An 18,468-nucleotide genomic window follows, 5' to 3' on the forward strand; every position below is an offset into this window, starting at 1 on the left:
TGCGGGATTTGTTGCGCTTGTCAGCCTTTGACCGCACCGGCCGTCATGCCGGCAACGATTCTTTTGTTGAAGAAGATAAACAGAATAAGTGGCGGAAGAGAGATCAGAATAATATCCGCGAACAGCAGATTCCAGGACGTATTGTACATGCTGGTGAAGTTGTACAGGGTCAGCTGGATTGTGGCGTTTTTGGCTCCCGGGAAGAAGTAGAGCGGATTCACAAAGTCGTTGTAAATGCCAACCGACGACAGTACGATAACCGTTGAGGTTACAGGCATAAGAAGCGGCAGAATCATCTGGAAAAACATCCGCAGGCTGCCGCAGCCATCCACGATTGCCGCTTCGTCAATCTCCCGTGGGATCGTCGCCATAAAGCTGCGGTACAGCATAACGGCGAACGAAATGCCAAGCGCAACCTCGACGAGGACAATCCCGGACATCGTCTTGAACAGATGAATCGAGTCCAGCACCCAGATCGTAGGTACAACGGCGGGCGGAATCATAAGGCCGGCCATCACAAGGAACTGAATGATGCCGGACCAGCGGTCATTGCGCCGCTGCAGCACATAACCGGTCATTGCGCTGACCACCACGAGAATGGCAATCGACAGCAGGGTGATAAGCGTACTGTTTACGAAGGACCGGATCACCATATGGTCTTGCGCGATAAGAACTTCCTTGTAGTTCGACCATTGAAGGGTCGTTGGCCAGCTTAGATCAAGCTGAGCGGCGTCCGTTTTATTTTTCAGCGAGTTGATAATGACAAAACAGAACGGAATCCAGAAAATAACGATGGACAAGACAATCGCAGTAACCTCGAAAACAATTCGTTTCGTGCCTTTCAGCTTCATTACAGATCAACCTCCCTTTTGGACAGAAGCTTAAGCAGGGGGAAGGCCAGCAGGGATACACCGATAAAAAGAATCACGTTGCCCGCCGTCGAGAGGCCATAGAAGCCGCCTTGATATTGTTTATAAATGATAGAAGCGATCAAGTCCGTGCTGAAGCCCGGCCCGCCTTTGGTCATCGCCCATACGAGGTCGAAGGAACGGAGGCCCCCGATAAAGGCAAGAATAATAACCGAGTTCATCGCAGGTGCCACAAGCGGGTTCGTAATATGCTTGAACCGGTCCCAGGCGTTGCCGCCGTCGATCTGAAGCGCTTCGTAATATTCTTCGGGAATGGACATAATGCCCGCGATAAAAATAACTGTAGCCATGCCAACGCCCTTCCACACGTCAACGAAAGCGACGGACAAGAGGGCGATACTCGTGTCGCCTAGCCAATCGGGACCAACGATGCCCGCAAGCGCCAGGCTTTTGTTAATCAGGCCTTGAGTCGGATGCATCATGCTGCTGAACGCAATGCCTACGGCAATGGTAGAGAGCAGCGTCGGGAAGAAAACAACGGAACGAAGATAACCTTTGATCCGGAGGCCGGATGTCAGCGCGACCCCCAGCAACAGTCCGAATACGACTTTGAGACCGCAGGTCACTACCGCATAGATTAAGGTGTTGCGGAAGCCGATATTAAGCGACGATTCCGAGAAAAACGTCTTATAGTTGTCCAGGCCGATGAAATCCCAGTCCACCAGATCCCATCTTGTCATACTGAAGAAGAAGGACATGATGGTAGGCAAGAGGAACAGCACGAAATAAATAATACCCGCGGGCAGCAAAAACTTGTACGTATAAAACCTTTTGGAAGCCTTTGTTAGGGAAGCCTTCTGCATGGTGAATCTCTCCCATCTTACTATCTTTGCAAAAAGCCCTGTCCTGCCTTAAGGAGCAGGGCAGGGCTGCTATGACTGCCTACCACATCAGAAAATATAAGTATTTCGAGCTCGAAAAACTCATTTTCTGATTGGCGATAAAACTACCATTGAAACGCGGTCGCTCATCTTCGGATGACTTCGATATAAGGTTTATCACCAGTCTGCGATGCCAAGCTGCTTCGCTTGCTTCTCGACGTCCTTGTCGTATGCTTTGGCATTGTCCTCCGGCGATTTCATGCCTGCGCCGACTTCAACCGTCAGCTGCGGCAGGCTTGGTCCTTTGAGCGGAGACAGGAACTCAAGCGCCGGCGCGTTGTTGCCGTTATCGAAGTAAGGCATCATTTCTTTTACGCCGGCGTAAGCGTCATCCGGCAGCGTTGCGCCCTTGATCACGTAAGGACCTTCAGGTTTTGCTTTTGTTGCCAGGAGGGCCATGCCTTCAGGCGAAGCGAAGAAGTTGATCCATTTTTTCGCGGCTTCCACGTTTTTGCCATCCTTGTAGATCGCGATTCCGGCTGGCATCCATACGGTCAGAGCCGTTTTGTCCGCGCTGTCGGCAGGCTGGGCGAATACGCCGATATCGTCGATTTTGTCCGGATACGTTGCAAAGATGTTCGTGAGAGCGAAGGTCAGCATCGGGTACTGAACGCCTGTGCCGTCAACGAGCATTTTGAGCGCCTGGTCATACGTGGTGGCGAGATAATCCTTGTTCATGTAATCCTTCATCTCGGCAAGCTTCTGGAAGCTGCGCAGAGCGGCAGGCGTATCGGCGAATTTGGCTTTGTTATTGGTGAAATCGTCGGCAAACGTTGGAGCGTCCGCCGTTACGTTAGCATAGTCGGCCAGCACGATCAGCTGTGAGGTCCAGCTGTCCTTGTAGGAGCCGATGACCGCTGTTTTGCCTGCTGCTTTGATTTTCTCGTTGTTGGCTTTCAGCTCATCCCAAGTTTTCGGAACGGACAAGCCAAGCTCCGCATAGACCTTTTTGTTATAGAGCCAAGCGCCTGCCTGCGAAGCGCCGCTTGGTGCCGCATACGTTTTGCCGTCAACGCTGACGGTTGGCAGGAAGGAGTCCACCACATTTTGCATAAACGGTTCGCTTGTCAGGTCAAGGAAATATTTCTCGGGCTGCAGCGCTTTGAACAAGGAACCGGAGTTGTAGAAGCTCAAGTCGTCCATTTCGCCGGTTGCCAGTCTTGTCTTCACGAGGTTGTCGCCTTCGTCGCCGCCCGGGCGGAGATCGAATTCGGTCTTGATGTTGTAGCGCTTCTCGATTTCGTCGGCTACCGCTTTAATGCCTTCCGTAGAAGTCTGGTTGTCGATCATCAGCTTCAGCGTGACCGGCTTCTCGTAGCGTTCGGAAGAGGCGTCGCTTGTTGCCGCCGGCGATTCGGCTGCCGCGGTCTGGCTTGCTTCCGGGGACTTGCTCGCATTAGCGTTCGCCGCGTTGCCGTTATTATTGTTGCTGCCGCATGCCGTCAAAGCGGATGTAAGAAGTACGGCTCCTGTCAGGGCCAGAATCGTTTTCTTTTTAGATTGTGCCATTCAGATATACCCTCCTTGTTATGTTCGAGCGTAATCAATCTGTTTCTATTCGCTAGCGGTTCGGGTTTCCGGAGCCCTGTGGACCTAAGTGTAAAGGCTCTCATGACAACTTGATAAGCGCTGCTTTTTTTGGCTCTTGTCGGATTTTTTTTGACAATGCCGTAACGGCGCGGGGTTTGGCGGGGCGATCCAAATTAATCGTACGCGGGACCCAAAAATCGCTGACATCCATAAGAGGATCATCTAAAAAAATCGGATGCTTATCCAAAAAGGCCGGCCTTGTTGGAAGCGATGCAAGCGCATACGATTGTAGGTATAGGAAGATAAGGCAGCAGGATACGGGAGGGATTTATAGATGTTAATCAATCAAACGATGGTCGATAAAGCGGAAGCGTTAGTACCTGAATTAATGACAAGCGTGGTTGAGCCTAGGTCCGTTGTTGAAATCGTGGCGGATGAGGAGGCTTTTCAAGGTTGGCGGGTTGAGCAGGCAGAGGCTCAGGCGTGGAAGGAGCGGGTGCTCGGAAAAGGAGACAGCTTTATTCTGGATTTTGGCGATCACCTTGTTGGTTATGTCAGCTTGAAGGTGAAGCCCGTCGGCAGTCCCCCGGACGCTCCTTTAAAGCTGAAGATGACCATTGGGGAGATGCCCTGCGAGATTGCGGAACCATTTGAGTCGTACGACGGATGGCTGAGCAGCTCCTGGCTGCAGGAGGAAACGATCTTTATTGATGTCTTGCCTGCGGAGATCAAGCTTCCAAGACGGTATACGTTCCGTTATATCAAGGTGGATGTTCTGGATACGTCGAAAAAATATAACGTGTCATTCGAGAAAGTAGAGTGCACGGCGGTTACGTCCGGCGATGTCGCCCGCGTTGCGCCGCTGCCGGAAAGCGTGTCCGGTGAATGGTCGGAGATGGACCGCATTGCGGTCAAGACGCTGCAGGACTGCATGCAGACCGTATTTGAGGACGGGCCGAAGCGGGACCGCAGACTGTGGATCGGAGATTTGAGGCTGCAGGCACAGGCGAATTATTTGACGTTTAACAACCATGATTTGGTGAAGCGCTGCTTGTATTTGTTTGCCGGCATGCGGCTTCCGGACGGTGCGGTTGGGGCTTGCGTCTTTGAGAAACCGCATGCCCATGCGGATGATACTCGGCTCTACGATTATGCGCTGTTTTTCGTGGCTTGCTTGTACGATTATTATGAGGCATCCGGGGACAAGGAAACGCTTGAAGAGCTGTGGCCGATTGCCATGGAGCAGCTGGAGATTGCCGTGAAGAGGCTGGACGAGCGGGGAATCGTGCGTGATGACGAGACCTGGTGGAGCTTTATCGACTGGCATCCGGAGCTGAACAAGCAGGCGCCATCGCAAGGCGTATTGATCTATTGCCTGAAGCGCGGCTTGGAGCTGGCCCGTACTCTTGGTCTGGCAGACAAGCAGCAGTATATAGAAGAACAGATTACACGGACGGCTGAGGCGGCCGTTGCTCAATTATGGGATGAGGACGCGGGCTTCTTCGTCAGCGGCTCCGACCGTCAGATTTCTTGGGCATCCCAAATCTGGCTGGTCCTTGCGGACGTATTGCCGGCGGAGGATAACGTTGCCTTGTTGGAGCGCCTGTTTGAGGAGCAGCCGGCGATCGGAATGACAACGCCGTATATGTACCATCATCTGATCGAGGCCTTGTTCTCGGTTGGCAGCAGGGAGAAAGCCACTCGGCAGATGCAGGCGTATTGGGGCGAGATGATCAAGGACGGGGCGGATACGTTCTGGGAGCTTTACAACCCGGAGGACAAAAAGCTGTCGCCGTACGGCAGCAACCTGATCAACAGCTACTGCCACGCATGGAGCTGCACGCCAACGTATTTTATTCGGAAGTATCTGATTTAGTTGGGCAGCACCAAACAGAGAAAGACCGCTTCGCGGCCGGGCACAAAATACCCGGAGCGAAGCGGTCTCTTCTTTATTTATACGGAATGGTCACGGTAGACTGCTGGCCGTTGGCGCTGCTCGCATTGACTCGAAGCGAGGATGCCCCGTTGCCAATCGCGCTCCACACCTTAATCGTAATGGTGCCGTTGTTCATGTTCGCGAAGGAGCCGGTTGCCGAGGTTGGTCCGCCGCCTTGCGTATAATCCTCCCAGCCGGTTACGTCATTGGTTGCGAAGTAGCCGTAGGTTTCTACCCTTGTCGCGCTTCCGTTGCCGTTAAAATCATACGTTATCTGTACTTGAATGCCGTTGCCGACGCTAGTCCCGGAGTCCAGGAACAAGTGGAAGGCGGTTGCTTTCGTCGCGTCGTAGGTGCCGGTAATGCCGGTAATCGTGTACGTGGTTGCGCTATGCGGATTACCGTCGTAATTCGCTCCGCCCGCACTCGCGATCGCATCGCTAGCTGCCGCCGTTCCTGCCGTGAAGCTTAAGCTGGAGCCTGATTTTACATAAAGCACATTGCTTGAAAGTGAAGCACCGGCGACGGTGTAGCTCATAGCGTTACTCGTGCCGGCTGAGGTTGTGACCGTTACGTTATAGCTTCCTGCCGCAAGACTCGAAGGAACGGTCGCCGTAATCGAAGTATTTGACCAGCTTGTTACGGCAGCGGTAGCAGAGCCGAATTTAATAGCAGACGTGCCTTGCGAAGCTCCGAATCCGCTGCCCGTTACCGTGACCGTGCTACCCGAAGAACCGGAAGACGGGCTGACGCTGGTGATCGAAGGTCCGCTTGGTACAACGACCGTTCCAAGCGAGGAGGCGACAGAACCGGCCGGTACGTTTAAGGTTGCGCCATCCGAGAAGGTTACCGTGATAGCCGAGGTTCCCGGATTGTATGCGACGTAGTTGCGGGTCGTGCCTTTTTTGAATACGCCGTAGGTCGGCACATTAGCCGTTACGGAAGTATCCACCTGACCAAGCGCCTGCATGTTATACAGGAAGCTGTACGTATGCGCTTTGGTCTCGCCGTCCTCCGGCGTGTAGTTCGGATTCGCGTTAAACAGGCTAATCGCACCGTTCGCATCATACAAAGCTTGGTATTCCCAGAATATATCCGGCCACATATTCCAGGCATTGCCCCCGCGTTCGGAGGCTGTCTGCGCCAGGAAGGCAACGGAATAGGAAGGCTTGTAGCCAAGATACGCGGAGGCAGCCGTTACCGGCAAAATATTAATGCCGCGGATCGCCTGCACATCCGCCGAGAACCAGGTTGCATAGACGGACTTACCGCCCCAGATCATCGAAGAGTAGTTGTGGTTATAACCGCTTTTGAAGTTGGTTCCATCGATATTAAACCAATATTCGTTCACCGCGTTGACCTCGGTCGTATACAGGTAGATCCCCGCATCGCGGATGGCCGTATTACCCGTAGCCTGCCCCCACAGGATCATCGCAGACCAAGCATTAATCGCTTCCGATGACGATTCCTGGTTATTGCCGTCCGCAAATTCGGAGTTGCCCGACGCCCAGGAATGGCCGGCATAAGGATCGAAGTTGCGCATGTAAGGGAAGCTGGTGTCGGAGCGGTCCCAGTTGGCAAAGTCTTTGATCAGCATATTTACCATGCCGCCGTAGTTAGCGGCTGAAGCCCAGGTTGGATTGTTGCGGGCCACCTCAGCCGCTGCGCGCACCCAATAGCCGTAATGGAAGTGATGGTCATTCAAGGAATCATTCGAGCCATAGCTCGCCGGATAGCCGATTAAGGTACCCCAGTTGCTGTTGTAGTAGAACAGGTTGTTGGTTTTTGTTCCGGCAGTCAAATTGCTGCTCAGCGTTGTCTCGAGATAGTTCTCGAAATTCGTAACGGCTGCCGTATTGCCGGCCTGCTGTGCGATCGGGAGCAGGTTGGCGATCCGGCCCAAATATTTGCCAAGCCAATACGTATCGGTTGCCCCAACGGTATGGTTCGCTTCGGTTCGGACGGACTCGATATAGTTGTTCAAGGTTGCGTTGTTATAGCTGCCAACGGAAGGCAGGTAAGGGAGAATGCCCTGATAAGTAAGCGATGTTGTAAAAGAGGATCCCGATACCGTCTTCATCGTTCCTCTGACGCTGTCGTAGGTGTAAGGGAGCAGCGAGGCCGATGTATTTTTCCACTGGCTTGGATAAAGCGCCATAATCGTGCCGGTCTGCGTGCCTTCCATGGCTTGCGTTGTGACAGAGTAGGTAGTTGACACCTTGCTGGTCGAAGAGTTGTAGGAGTAGTTCGAAGTTGTATTGGTTACGAAGGAGTAGGCATACTGCTTGTAGGCATTAAGAGTAGCCGCCGTATTGTCCGGAAGAACGGCAACCGAGAAGTAGCTTTTGCCATTTAACGAGTTGGTAAGCGTAGAGGTTCCAATGCCAGACCAGGTGGAGCCGGTAGGTCCAAATAACCCGTAGTGATGGCCGTTAATGGTTACGCCCAGAACGCTGCTCGAAGCGCTGCCGGACCAGACGGCTGGTGCGGACGGGAAAGTGAGCTTAGGCAGGCCGCCGGAGTATGTACCGTAGATAAACGGCAGGCCGTGTCCGGTTGTAATCCGCATGGTTCCGCCGCTGCTGAACAGCATCGATACCGTCCAGTCGGAGAATGCGTCTACCTTAGCATCAGGGAAGTTCGATTGGGCGGAATGGCCAAGGGTGAAATCGTTGACGTACGCGCCAAACATGGCGTCCGCGCTGCCGGATTGCACCGGATAGCCGATGCCAAGCCCGTCTGCTTTTGCCTGAACGGCAAGCGGGTGAGGGAACATTACGTCCGAGTAAGCCTTCCAGGCGAGGGAGCTCCACCAGTCATTGGTTGGCATGGCCCCAGTCACATTAGAGGTTTTGTAGATCGTTGCGGGAGGTCCCGTCTGTCCTGCAGGCAGGCTATTCGTATAGCTTCCCGCGCCTACCGCAATCGTAGCGGCCGCTGCCGGCGAAGTAAACGAGCCTAGTATAGTGAATGCAAACAATGCGGTTAATACCATCAGTTTGGTCCATCTCATATCCTTCTTCATCAAGCTCCTCCTCAAAAAGGTCTGTGTTCTGCATTCTTCACCGATGCCATGAAGTTGTGCCCGGACACCCCAGTCAGGCAACATCGCCTCCCTTCGTAGGTTAAGGACGACAAAAAAAGAAGACCTATTCTCCATAATCCATTGATTGCGGAACCGTCTTCTGTCGTTTACAGCATGAGATAGATTCTGTTTAGATGTCTAAGATGAGGGCAAAACGGAAGTGATTGCGATTGATGTGTGTGCGTAGCGAAACGAAGAGGAGTGTGGTGATGCGATTTTCGAAAGTTTTCGTAATTTCATCTTGATTATGGTCGTGATTCGTTCATTTGTAAAGAGGAAAGTGGGGGAATTTACAAAAATAGGGCTTAAATCCTGTTTTGCTAACGAAAGTTTTCGTAACTTTATAAACACATAACTGTGGTGTTTCCGAAAATTAACAGGTATGGTAGGATGGATGAAAGAAGAGAAGAAGGGCATATCTGCCCACGGAAGTGAGAGATTACGGTGAAAATAACGATTAAGACAATCGCCGAGCTGGCGGGGGTATCCGTGTCGACCGTCTCTAAAATCGTAAACAACTACGATGATGTCGGCACCGAAACGAGAGAGCGCGTGCTGCGGATTATGGAGGAGCACGGGTATGAGGTCTCCAATGCAGCCAAGGCTCCGAAACGTAAATCCCAGCTGGTCGGCGTTGTATACGCGGGTAAAATAAATGCCGAGTTCAATCACCTTTTCTTTGTGGATGTAATCAACGCTTTTAAGAAAAGAATCGGTCTGTTAGGGTACGACCTGCTCTTCTTCTCGAATGAGAGACTTGAAGATTCGGAAGGGGACTATTTGTCCCGCTGCCGGCATTATCAGGTGGACGGATGCATTATTATTTCCGGCGACGAGATTGATTCCGGAATCGGAGAGCTGGATCAGAGCGATATTCCTTGCATCGGAATCGATCTCGAGCTGACCGGCAACCGGTCCGGTTACGTCATGTCGGACAACAGCCATATTTCGAACCGGGCCGTGGAGCATTTTTACCTGCAGGGGTACAAGGAATTTGGATTTATCGGCTGCTCGGGGACAAGCCGGATTTCACAGTTCCGGGAGCAATCGTACAGGGAGGCTTTGCAGCGTTACGGCCTGCCTGTCATGGAACCGTTCTTCCGGAACGGAAGCGACTTCTTTGAGCATTCCGGTTATGAGGCGATGACAAGGATGATTGAAGCGGGGCAGGTTCCGCGTGCGGTATTCGCGGCTTCCGATCTGCTAGCGATAGGGGCGATTCGGGCAATCAGAGAGAAAGGGCTGAACGTCCCGGGGGATGTTGCGGTTATCGGCTGCGACGATATTGAAGCGTGCCAATACGTCAGCCCTCCGCTGACAACCGTAAGACAGGATAAGGAGAAGATTGGCCTTCTGGCGGCTCTAATGCTGTATGACCTAATGAACGGCCAGCTGCAGTCGAGCTCGGTTATGGTCGCGCCGGAGCTGATCGTGCGGCAGAGCTGCGGTGCCGCACGATCATGAATAAGAGCTGTCTCCAGATTCCCGGTTACGACCGGCCTGGAGACAGCTCTTTTGTTACTATGATTGAGGTTTTCTCAGCGGCGGCGAAGGGCCGTTGTATTAATAACGCCATAACGGAACAGCAGCTTGCTGCCGAGCCAGCCAACGATGCGATCGGTCAGGAAGCCCATCAGACCAAGGCTGATCAATCCGACAAAGATCCAGTCCGTACGGAAGTAAAGTCTGGAGTTCCAGATGAGGAAGCCTACGCCTTCGTTCGCCGCAATCATCTCTGCGCCAATGATCGCCATGTACGAGGTGCCCATAGCAAGCCGGATGCCGGTGAAGATATAAGGCGTGGTAGCCGGAATGACGACATGAAGCAAAATCTGCCATTCGGAAGCCCCCATGCTGCGGGCCGAGCGGATCCGGTCCTCTTCGATAGCGAGCACGCCGGTTAACGTATTAATAATGACGATAAATAGAGTCGCGTACATAATGAGGGCAATCTTCGACTGCTCGCCAATGCCGAACCATACGAGGAACAGCGTAATAAACGCGATAGGAGGGATAAACCGGACAAAGTTCAGGAACGGCTCCGCAAAGACGCGGATCGCGGTTACTTTGCCGATGGTAAGTCCGATCGGAATGGCAAGAAGGCTGCCAAGCGCCCAGCCGGCAAATACCCGGTAGAAGCTGATGCCGATATATTTCATCAATGAACCGTCACTCAGCAGCTCCTGCGCTCCTTGCCAGGTAGCGGCGGGACCCGGAATAATCTCCGGGCCGTAGATCCATGCGCCAACCTGCCATACGATGAAGGTGATGACCCACAGAAGCGGAATCGTTACCCATTTCTTTTGCAAAACCTTCACGGGTACATGCCTCCTTCCAGTTCGGCGTCAAAGTGCGACTGGATATGGCGCTGAAGCTCGTTCAGCTCCGGGGAAGCCGGGTCGCGCGGATAGCCGAGCGGAACCTGATAGATGCTGGAGATCTTCGCATTAGGTCCGGTAGACATAACGGCGATCCGTTGTCCCAGCAGCAACGCTTCCTGAATATCGTGGGTGACGAAAATAACCGTCTTGCCGGTTTCCCGCCAGATCTGGCTTAATTCCTTCTGCATGATCCGTCTTGTCATTGCGTCCAACGCGCCAAACGGTTCATCCATAAGCAGAATCGCCGGATCATTGGCTAATACGCGGGCAAGCTGAACGCGCTGCTTCATGCCGCCGGACAATTCGCGCGGGAATTTGTTCTCATGGCCGAACAATCCGACAAGCCGGATATAGCGTTCCGATATTTCCTTGCGCTCGTCCTTTGGCATCTTTTTCATTTTCAGGCCAAACTCTACGTTTTGACGGACCGTCAGCCAAGGGAAGAGGGAGGAGTCCGCCTGCTGGAAGACAACCGCTCTTTCCTTGCCGGGCTTGTCGACTTCATCGTTCCCGACGCGCAGGCTGCCTCCGGTCTTGGAGACAAAGCCTGCGATCATATTAAGCAGCGTTGATTTGCCGCAGCCGCTTGGGCCTAGAAGAACGAAGAATTCTCCGCCCTTCACGACTAGATCAATATCTTTGATGATGTAGTGAACGGAGCCGGCAGTTCCGGGCTTCACGTCGGAATAGCTTTTATTAAGCCGTTCGATCGTAATCGTATTTGGAGATGGACTCGTATTCAACATTTGTCATCTCTCCTTATTTCTTATAGGTGAACTGATCGGGTACAGCCTGCTGCACGCTGTCCAAGCTCAGCTTATCGGCCAGGTTGAAGTCGTTCTGGATAATGCCGGCTCCTACCATATAGTTCTTCTGATTGGTCAGGCTGTCGAAGGATTGCTGGGTAAAACCAACGGTCCAGTTGTTCGTCGCCAAATCCCGGATTGTTGCTTCCTTCGGCTGCTTGGTCTCCTTAAACAGAATGTCGGCGGTTTCATCCGGATTAGCCGCAATGTACTTGGAAGTCTCATCCAAGGCCTTCAGGAAGTTGGCAACCGCCTTCGGATGATCCTTAATCAAGGAATTAGGGGCGATAATCGTACCCCCGATCCGCACGGAGGTTTTGGACATATCGGTCAGCTCGTGGACGCCATCAATGGCTTTGAATTTATCGATCAGCGTAGCGCCTATGACCCAGCTGGCGTCGATTTCGCCTTTTTTGAGCGCCACGTAAGCCTCGTCGAAGCCGCCTTGCCCAATCTCTTTCGTATCGCCTACCGCTACGCCGTTATCCTTCAAATAAACATCCCACAAGTAAGGGAGGAACGTGCCGCGAAGGGTGCTTAGCTTTTTGCCCTTTAGATCGGCAGGGGACTGGATTTCATCCCGGACAAACAGCTTCCATTGGGCAGCGGATGCCTCGGTATCCGTGCCTGTCGCGGCAATAATCGAAAATTCGCCTTTGCTTACCGCGTTCAGCGACGGAAAGTCCGCGCCCCAGCCGATATCCGCCTGCTTGATGAACAAGGAGTTAATACCCTCCGCAGGCGTAGCGAAGGTAATGATGTCCGCATCAATGCCGTATTTCTCGAGGAAGCCCTTGCTCTTCGCCACGCGGAATACCGGGTTGGTCGACGTATCGGCGATTTTGATTTTAATCGGATCGCTAGCCGCTTCAGCCTGCTGGCTGTTTGTCGATTTCGCTTCAGCCGCTGCCGGCTTATTCTCCTTGCCGCCGCATGCGGCAAGGGTGAAGGCAACGGCCAGAACCGTTGCGAGAATACCGAACTTTTTCATCTGACTTCGCCTCAGCTTTCTTCTCCGGATTCGGCCGTGCTTGGGTTTTCTTCGACGGTCGCGACGCAGAATGCGCCTTCGCCGTACTCTCCGGTGCCTACGACTTCCACAACCGAATCGGTTCCTTTTGCCGCGGCGCCCGGCACCCGGTAGTTGGCAACGTCGAGCGGAACAATCGCTTCTTCAACAGGCTTCTCGAGCTGAGGCACCCACTCGTAAGGGACGCGGTAAGCACGGTAAACCATGTTGGCGTTAATTTTGTTCTTGTAAGGGGAGATGTACTCCCATACCAGTTCATGCTCGCTCGTCACCTCGAAAATCCGGCCGTCGGCGCCTTCGGTAATCAGCGTATTGCCGTTTGGCAGGCGCTGCGCGGAGCTGATGTACGGGCTGTAGAAACGATAGGAATCGAGCGGAGCCATAAAGCCGGCTTCCGTTGGCGTATACTGCCATTCAATCTCGAAAGTGACCGGATTGATCTCGAGAATACGGGAATGATCGCGGACTGCATTTTTGATACCGTAAGGAGATGCAGGATTCGGAAGACCGTAACCGCCCCAGCCGCCGTTATCGAATACAAGCAGATTGCCTTCGCCAGGCAAGCCTTGCGGAATGATATGGGCATGATGCTGACCGATAATCCAGCCCAGATGCTTGACTTCCGGCTTCGAGTAATCCGGACCAAGCTGCCAGACGATTTTGCCGGTTTGGCGGTCCGTGATGGCGATAATATTGGATTCTCTCGCATCCCAGATAATGTTGTCCGGGTGGAAGCGCTCGTCGCCGGCATCGTAAAACTTGTTCGGACCTACCCACGACGCGGAGTTGATATGCATCCAGTCGCCGCCCGTATTGCCGCCGAAGTGACGGCCGTTAGGATCGCGGAACAGCACGTTTTTCGCCGCTTCGTCAAAGCCAAGCTCTTCGAAATGGTCGCTTACCGCCCATTGCCACAGGATATTGCCTTCCCAGTCCACTTCGAGAATAACGTCGTCAAGCAGCAGCTTATCGGAGATCTCCGGCTTGGTTACGTTGCGGTGAGCAAGAATGAGGGTGCGTCCGCCGTTTGTCTGCGGTTCCTGTCCCGGAGCATAGTAGCCAACCGGATTGCCTTCGCGCTGGTAATCATGATGCGCGCGCGCCATCCACTCCGGCTCGTAGCCCGGATCCTCTATGTATTCGAGGCGGTTGAATTTCCATACGATATTGCCGTTCCAATCCACTTGCACCAGATCGGCTTCGTCTTGGAAGCCGTATTTCGGATCGCGTTCCTTGGTGCTGCCTACTACGTAACCGCCCGGCAAAATTTTGTTCGGGAAGCCTCGCAGACCTTTCCACAAGTGAACCTCTTTGCCGCTCATATCAATCAGCAGGGCGCCAACGTTGGCCGCCTGGAAAATCGTATAACCGCTCCATGCTTTCTCAGGCAAATAAACCGTAGCTCCGGTTGGATAAATAGTGGGATGTCCCATGTTCAACACTCCTAAAATGAATTGTGAAGCAATTCATGCTTCGTAAGCATTAGCTAAAGTAAAGTGGATTAATAATTCAGAAAATAATTTTGATTCGGTTTGGCGGCAGGCGGTTTTTTTGGTTGTTCTTCCGTTTTTTCTACCGCTTTTTGCTCTTCGTATTCCTTGACCATTGCCATATAGCGCTCCGAGAAGCCTTCCAGATTGGCATAAATACGTTCGAAAATTTCCTTCTGGCAGGCGAGCTCTTCCTCGCTAAAGCTGCCGAACAGCAGACTGACTCCACGCTTGCCAAGCTCCGGATACCGTTCTAACAGCTGCCGGCCTTCCTCCGTAATGTCCAGCCATACGTTCCTGCGGTCGCCTTGCAGACGCTGCCGCTGTGCGAAGCGTTTCGCTTCCAGCTTGTCGCAAAGCGCCGTTATTGCTCCGGAGGTCAAATCAAGCTGCTCCGCCAGTTCTCCAAGCTTTTGCGCGCCGCCCAGTTGAATGCTTCGGAGAATAAGGAAGCCGGGCAATGCGATATCCTCCACGGATATTTTGTCGCGTTCCTTAACGAATCTGCGGACCATCCTTCTGAACAGCCAATCGTTTTCTTCCATTTGGGATATGAAATCTGCCATGTCGTTCTCTCGTTACCTCCTATAGGGCCGCTCGTGATGATTCTTACTGCGAAAGCATAATCCGAAGAAAACAAAAAAGGCCGCAACAGACGTCCCGTGATCAGGTACGTGAGTTGGGCCTTTGGTTATCCAATCGGCGTTATGAAATTAGTTCAACGTTAAAAGAATGAACGTTGAAGGATTATGGATTGATATTAACCTCATAATTCCGACAAGTCAAGTGGTATTTAAAAATAATTATTTTACGCCTTATGCCTTTCCCTGAATTGAAGCGGGGTCATGCCTTCCTGATCGCGAAAGCATTTGCTGAAATAGCTGGTCTGGGAAAAGCCGGTTTCCAGCGCAATAAGCTTGACCGCTAGGCGGGTTGAGGCAAGGAGCTGCTTCGCCCGCAAAATACGCGCTTCGGTCAGGAAGTCGGAGAAGGACTTGCCAAAGGTTTGATTAAATTTCCGGCTGAAATAATGGGAACTGTACCCGGCAATCGTTGCCGCCTGCTCAAGGGTAAAGGGTTGATTACAGTTGGCGCGTACGTAATTGGCTGCCGCCCGGATTTTGTCCGCGGCTTGATGAACGGACACGTTAAGCTGGCTGGCGGTAGTCTGAATCCTGGTGAGCAGCTCGTACAGCGTGGAAGCAGCCGCGTATTCGTCATCTACTTCATAGCTTCTGCCAAGCCCCAGGAGTCGCTCCATCAAGGCTTCAACAGGAGCAAGATCGGGCAAATGAAAAAGCCATGGTTCATCGAGACCTTTTCCGTCCAGCAACTCCTCTGGCCTTACGCCGTAAAAATGGACCCAACGAATACTCCAGGGATCCCGGGCATCCGAATGATACGTTTGTCTAAGGCCGGGTCCGTACAGAAAACCTTGCCCCTGCGTCAGCTCGTAGGTCATGTTGTCCGTATGCAGATAACCTTTGCCGCCTAGCACAATGTGCAAATTGTAATAACGGTCCAGGTTGTTTTCTGTTGTGGCAAATTCCCGGTTGACGGCATGCTCCGGAAATTCGCTGTAGCCGCCGATGAAGTCGGGAAAGCAGATGTGACGGGGGAAAATGGGCTTGGGGAGGAAGATATGTTCTTTCATTGAAAACACCTCGTAATAGCGCAATATTTTTATACGATATCTTCTTTTAGAAGATAATATAGCAACTAATGAATGAATTGATGACAATATTTTAATACAGTTCGCATCTTTTTGTCATATCCTTCTGCCTGGGCGTCCACTAGAATGGAGGTAGTAGCAAGATAAGCTAAGGAGGATGTCGTCATGGCAAAATCGATCCAAATGGACGAGTTAACGTTAGGGGTATGTTATTATCCGGAGCATTGGCCGGAGGGGCTGTGGGAGGATGATTTCCGCCGCATGCGGGAGATGAATATCTCGGTGATCCGGATGGCGGAATTTTCTTGGGCGATGCTCGAACCGCAGGAAGGCGTATTTGATTTCAGCTTTTTCACGCGGATAATGGATCTGGCGCATCGTTACGGTCTGAGGGTTATTCTGGGTACGCCTACCGCAACGCCGCCTGCTTGGCTGACGCATAAATATCCAGAGGTGCTGAATGCAACGAAGGAAGGAGTATTGATCAAGCACGGCATGCGCCGCCATTACAATTATTCCAGCGCGAAATACCGGGAGCTTTCCCAGCGAATCGTGCGCAATATGGTGAACGCTTACAAAGACCATCCTGCGGTTATAGGCTGGCAGATCGATAACGAATTTAACTGCGAGAAAAACGTGTTTTATGCCGAAGCCGATCATGCCGCTTTTCGGGTATGGCTCAAAGAAAAGTATGAGACGTTGGACAATCTCAATAAAGCATGGGGTACGGTTTTCTGGAGTCAGACCTATACGGATTGGGAGCAGCTGCACCTGTCGCAGACGGATTCGCCGAACCCGCATTTGGCATTGGACGAGAAACGGTTTATTTCGGATAACGTCATTTCGTTCGCCAAGCTGCAGGTTGATATTATCCGCGAGCTGGCGCCGCAGCATTGGGTAACGACTAACGGATTGTTCGGCCATCTCGATAATCATAAGATGACGGATGAGCTGCTCGATTTCTTCTCGTATGACTCGTATCCGCAATTCAGCAGCGTTTTCTATAACGACAATGAAACCGACCCTCTGCTTGACCGCCAATGGAGCATTAATTTGACCAACGTCAGGTCCATCTCGCAGAACTTCTGCGTCATGGAGCAGCAGTCCGGCCCCGGCGGTTGGGTTGACCGGATTGAGATGGGAACGCCAAGACCGGGTCAAATCCGTTTATGGTCGTATCAATCGGTGCTTCACGGAACCGATCTTCTTGTCTATTTCCGCTGGCGCACGGCAACGTTCGGCACCGAAATTTATTGGCATGGCATTAATGACTACCACAACCAGCCGAACCGTAGAGTGCGGGAAGTGGCGCAGGTAGGCGGCGAATTCGCGAAGATTGGATCCCTGATCGCAGGTACGGCCTATCAAGCGGAAGTTGCTTTTATGCAGGATTACAACAATAACTGGGATGGAGAGATGGATGTATGGCATGGCCCTCTGCAGTGGCAGAGCATGCGCTCCTGGTTTAAGCAGCTGCAATACCGGCATATTCCGGCAGACTCCATTTTCTTGCGCTCGAATACGACACTCGAGGATTTAGCCAAGTACAAAGTAATCGTCTATCCGCATTCGGCGATTATGACCGATGAGACGGCCGAGCTTCTGACCCGCTATGCGGAGCAGGGCGGCAAGCTGTTCCTAGGTGCCCGCACGGGGTACAAGGATATGAACGGACAATGCTACATGCGTCCATTCCCGGGTCCGGTTGCCGGACTATGCGGCATTACGGTTGAGGACTTTACGCTTATTAAAGGCAAAGTGAATGCGGCAGAGCTGCAATGGGAAGGCCGATTGTCCGAAGGCACGAAGGCGGTAGGCTTCAACGAGGTGCTTAGCGTTCAGAACCCGGAAGCGGAAGTTGTCGCCCGGTACTCATCCGAATATTATCAAGGGGAGCCAGCGTTAACCCGCCGGAATGTTGGGGAAGGCCAAGTCTGGTACTTAGGAGCTGCCTACAGCGAACCGGTAGTCGATGGGATTTTGGATGAGATTGGTTTACGCTCGCCTCTCGCGGACCGGATCACTGCCCCGGCTGAAGTCGAGATCGGTATTCGATCCTCGAAGGATGCTTCTTACGCTTTCCTGCTGAACTATTCGGATAAGCCGGTTGCGATTCAGGTGAAGCAGAGCGTAACAGACCTCCTGACCGGAGCAGCAGTGGAAAACGATGTAGAGATGCCGGCTTACGGCGTTATGATTTTGGAACTTTAATATATGAGCCCCGTGGGATTTTCCTGCGGGGGCTTTTTGCTGCGCAAACAAAAAGCCTGCGGCAATCAGCCGCAGGCAACAATAGAGAATATATAAAGGGGGGTCTTGTCCCTTATTATAGGAGCCGATAATGAAAGGAACCTGAGCGGAATATTACAGGAAGGTTACAAGTTCAGTTGATTGATACGTCCATCCGCCATTGCTGCTGAGGGAAAATAAAATTCTTTAATGAAAAATAAAGTTCTTTAATTCAAGAAGATTATTATTTGTCTGTGAAAATAAAGTTCTTTAATGCCATATACTTGGGAAGTTCCCCCTCACAGGTACAGAATGAGAGGTAGCTGTCTGACGATAAGAACATCTATCTACAACCGGAGTCGCGTTAACTGCGACTCTCGTTATAGATAGATGTTCTTGTTTTAAACAGTACGTGATCCCTTTCGGATTGCACGTTTTATTTATTCATTGAGCTAACGGGCAGGATTGCGTGGTAATATAAGGTGATAAATGAAAGGTT

General features: G+C 52.2%; 13 protein-coding genes. 3 read left to right on the forward strand and 10 right to left on the reverse strand.

Going from position 1 to position 18,468, the window contains the following annotated elements:
• Window positions 1-20: 20 nt before the first annotated feature.
• From WFJ73_RS15165 to WFJ73_RS15175, 3 genes are all read right to left on the reverse strand, one after another.
• Complete coding sequence (locus WFJ73_RS15165) at window positions 21-851, reverse strand: carbohydrate ABC transporter permease (protein WP_336773864.1); 831 nt, start codon at window positions 849-851, stop codon at window positions 21-23.
• On the reverse strand, window positions 851-1,732 hold the full coding sequence (locus tag WFJ73_RS15170; RefSeq protein ID WP_015846648.1) for a carbohydrate ABC transporter permease: 882 nt from the start codon (window positions 1,730-1,732) through the stop codon (window positions 851-853). Before WFJ73_RS15170 ends, WFJ73_RS15165 begins: the two co-directional genes overlap by 1 nt.
• A gap of 195 nt (window positions 1,733-1,927) precedes the next feature.
• Entirely contained in the window at window positions 1,928-3,319 is a 1,392-nt protein-coding gene (locus WFJ73_RS15175; RefSeq protein WP_336773865.1) for an ABC transporter substrate-binding protein, read from the reverse strand.
• 355 nt (window positions 3,320-3,674) lie between these two features.
• Between WFJ73_RS15175 and WFJ73_RS15180 the strand changes: the two genes are divergently transcribed.
• The gene (locus WFJ73_RS15180) at window positions 3,675-5,216 is read left to right on the forward strand and encodes an alpha-L-rhamnosidase-related protein (protein ID WP_336773866.1); all 1,542 of its coding nucleotides are present in this window, start codon (window positions 3,675-3,677) and stop codon (window positions 5,214-5,216) included.
• A 73-nt stretch (window positions 5,217-5,289) separates the two neighbouring features.
• Here the strand turns inward: WFJ73_RS15180 and WFJ73_RS15185 are convergent, their stop codons facing one another.
• Entirely contained in the window at window positions 5,290-8,301 is a 3,012-nt protein-coding gene (locus WFJ73_RS15185) for a glycosyl hydrolase (RefSeq protein ID WP_336773867.1), read from the reverse strand.
• A 510-nt stretch (window positions 8,302-8,811) separates the two neighbouring features.
• Here WFJ73_RS15185 and WFJ73_RS15190 point away from each other — a divergent pair.
• Window positions 8,812-9,825 (forward strand): LacI family DNA-binding transcriptional regulator, encoded by a 1,014-nt coding sequence (locus WFJ73_RS15190; protein WP_336774020.1) that lies wholly within the window; start codon window positions 8,812-8,814, stop codon window positions 9,823-9,825.
• A 74-nt stretch (window positions 9,826-9,899) separates the two neighbouring features.
• On the opposite strand, the gene WFJ73_RS15195 is transcribed toward WFJ73_RS15190, so the two are convergent.
• From WFJ73_RS15195 to WFJ73_RS15220, 6 genes are all read right to left on the reverse strand, one after another.
• Window positions 9,900-10,679, reverse strand: coding sequence for an ABC transporter permease (locus WFJ73_RS15195; RefSeq protein ID WP_336773868.1), 780 nt, complete (start codon window positions 10,677-10,679; stop codon window positions 9,900-9,902).
• On the reverse strand, window positions 10,676-11,488 hold the full coding sequence (locus WFJ73_RS15200) for an ABC transporter ATP-binding protein (protein ID WP_336773869.1): 813 nt from the start codon (window positions 11,486-11,488) through the stop codon (window positions 10,676-10,678). The genes WFJ73_RS15195 and WFJ73_RS15200 overlap by 4 nt, the downstream gene beginning before the upstream one ends.
• A 13-nt stretch (window positions 11,489-11,501) precedes the next feature.
• A complete protein-coding gene (locus WFJ73_RS15205) occupies window positions 11,502-12,539 on the reverse strand; it encodes an ABC transporter substrate-binding protein (RefSeq protein ID WP_336773870.1) in 1,038 nt (345 codons plus the stop codon).
• An 11-nt stretch (window positions 12,540-12,550) separates the two neighbouring features.
• Complete coding sequence (locus WFJ73_RS15210) at window positions 12,551-14,011, reverse strand: aryl-sulfate sulfotransferase (protein WP_336773871.1); 1,461 nt, start codon at window positions 14,009-14,011, stop codon at window positions 12,551-12,553.
• A gap of 68 nt (window positions 14,012-14,079) precedes the next feature.
• Entirely contained in the window at window positions 14,080-14,634 is a 555-nt protein-coding gene (locus WFJ73_RS15215; protein WP_336773872.1) for a MarR family winged helix-turn-helix transcriptional regulator, read from the reverse strand.
• Between the two features lie 242 nt (window positions 14,635-14,876).
• Window positions 14,877-15,722: a helix-turn-helix domain-containing protein gene (locus tag WFJ73_RS15220; protein ID WP_336773873.1), complete on the reverse strand. Its 846-nt coding sequence runs from the start codon at window positions 15,720-15,722 to the stop codon at window positions 14,877-14,879.
• Between the two features lie 183 nt (window positions 15,723-15,905).
• On the opposite strand from WFJ73_RS15220, the gene WFJ73_RS15225 reads away from it, so the two are divergent.
• Window positions 15,906-17,951, forward strand: a complete 2,046-nt coding sequence (locus tag WFJ73_RS15225; protein ID WP_336773874.1) for a beta-galactosidase — start codon at window positions 15,906-15,908, stop codon at window positions 17,949-17,951.
• The last annotated feature ends 517 nt before the right edge of the window (window positions 17,952-18,468 follow it).

It is taken from the genome of Paenibacillus sp. MMO-58 (assembly GCF_037146255.1).
Lineage (GTDB): Bacteria > Bacillota > Bacilli > Paenibacillales > Paenibacillaceae > Pristimantibacillus.

Bases quoted from the DNA above. Each gene is read 5' to 3' on its own strand.
- WFJ73_RS15165 (WP_336773864.1), bottom strand. From the start codon at position 851: ATGAAGCTGAAAGGCACGAAACGAATTGTTTTCGAGGTTACTGCGATT.
- WFJ73_RS15170 (WP_015846648.1), bottom strand. From the start codon at position 1,732: ATGCAGAAGGCTTCCCTAACAAAGGCTTCCAAAAGGTTTTATACGTAC.
- WFJ73_RS15175 (WP_336773865.1), bottom strand. From the start codon at position 3,319: ATGGCACAATCTAAAAAGAAAACGATTCTGGCCCTGACAGGAGCCGTA.
- WFJ73_RS15180 (WP_336773866.1), top strand. From the start codon at position 3,675: ATGTTAATCAATCAAACGATGGTCGATAAAGCGGAAGCGTTAGTACCT.
- WFJ73_RS15185 (WP_336773867.1), bottom strand. From the start codon at position 8,301: ATGAAGAAGGATATGAGATGGACCAAACTGATGGTATTAACCGCATTG.
- WFJ73_RS15200 (WP_336773869.1), bottom strand. From the start codon at position 11,488: ATGTTGAATACGAGTCCATCTCCAAATACGATTACGATCGAACGGCTT.
- WFJ73_RS15205 (WP_336773870.1), bottom strand. From the start codon at position 12,539: ATGAAAAAGTTCGGTATTCTCGCAACGGTTCTGGCCGTTGCCTTCACC.
- WFJ73_RS15210 (WP_336773871.1), bottom strand. From the start codon at position 14,011: ATGGGACATCCCACTATTTATCCAACCGGAGCTACGGTTTATTTGCCT.
- WFJ73_RS15215 (WP_336773872.1), bottom strand. From the start codon at position 14,634: ATGGCAGATTTCATATCCCAAATGGAAGAAAACGATTGGCTGTTCAGA.
- WFJ73_RS15220 (WP_336773873.1), bottom strand. From the start codon at position 15,722: ATGAAAGAACATATCTTCCTCCCCAAGCCCATTTTCCCCCGTCACATC.
- WFJ73_RS15225 (WP_336773874.1), top strand. From the start codon at position 15,906: ATGGCAAAATCGATCCAAATGGACGAGTTAACGTTAGGGGTATGTTAT.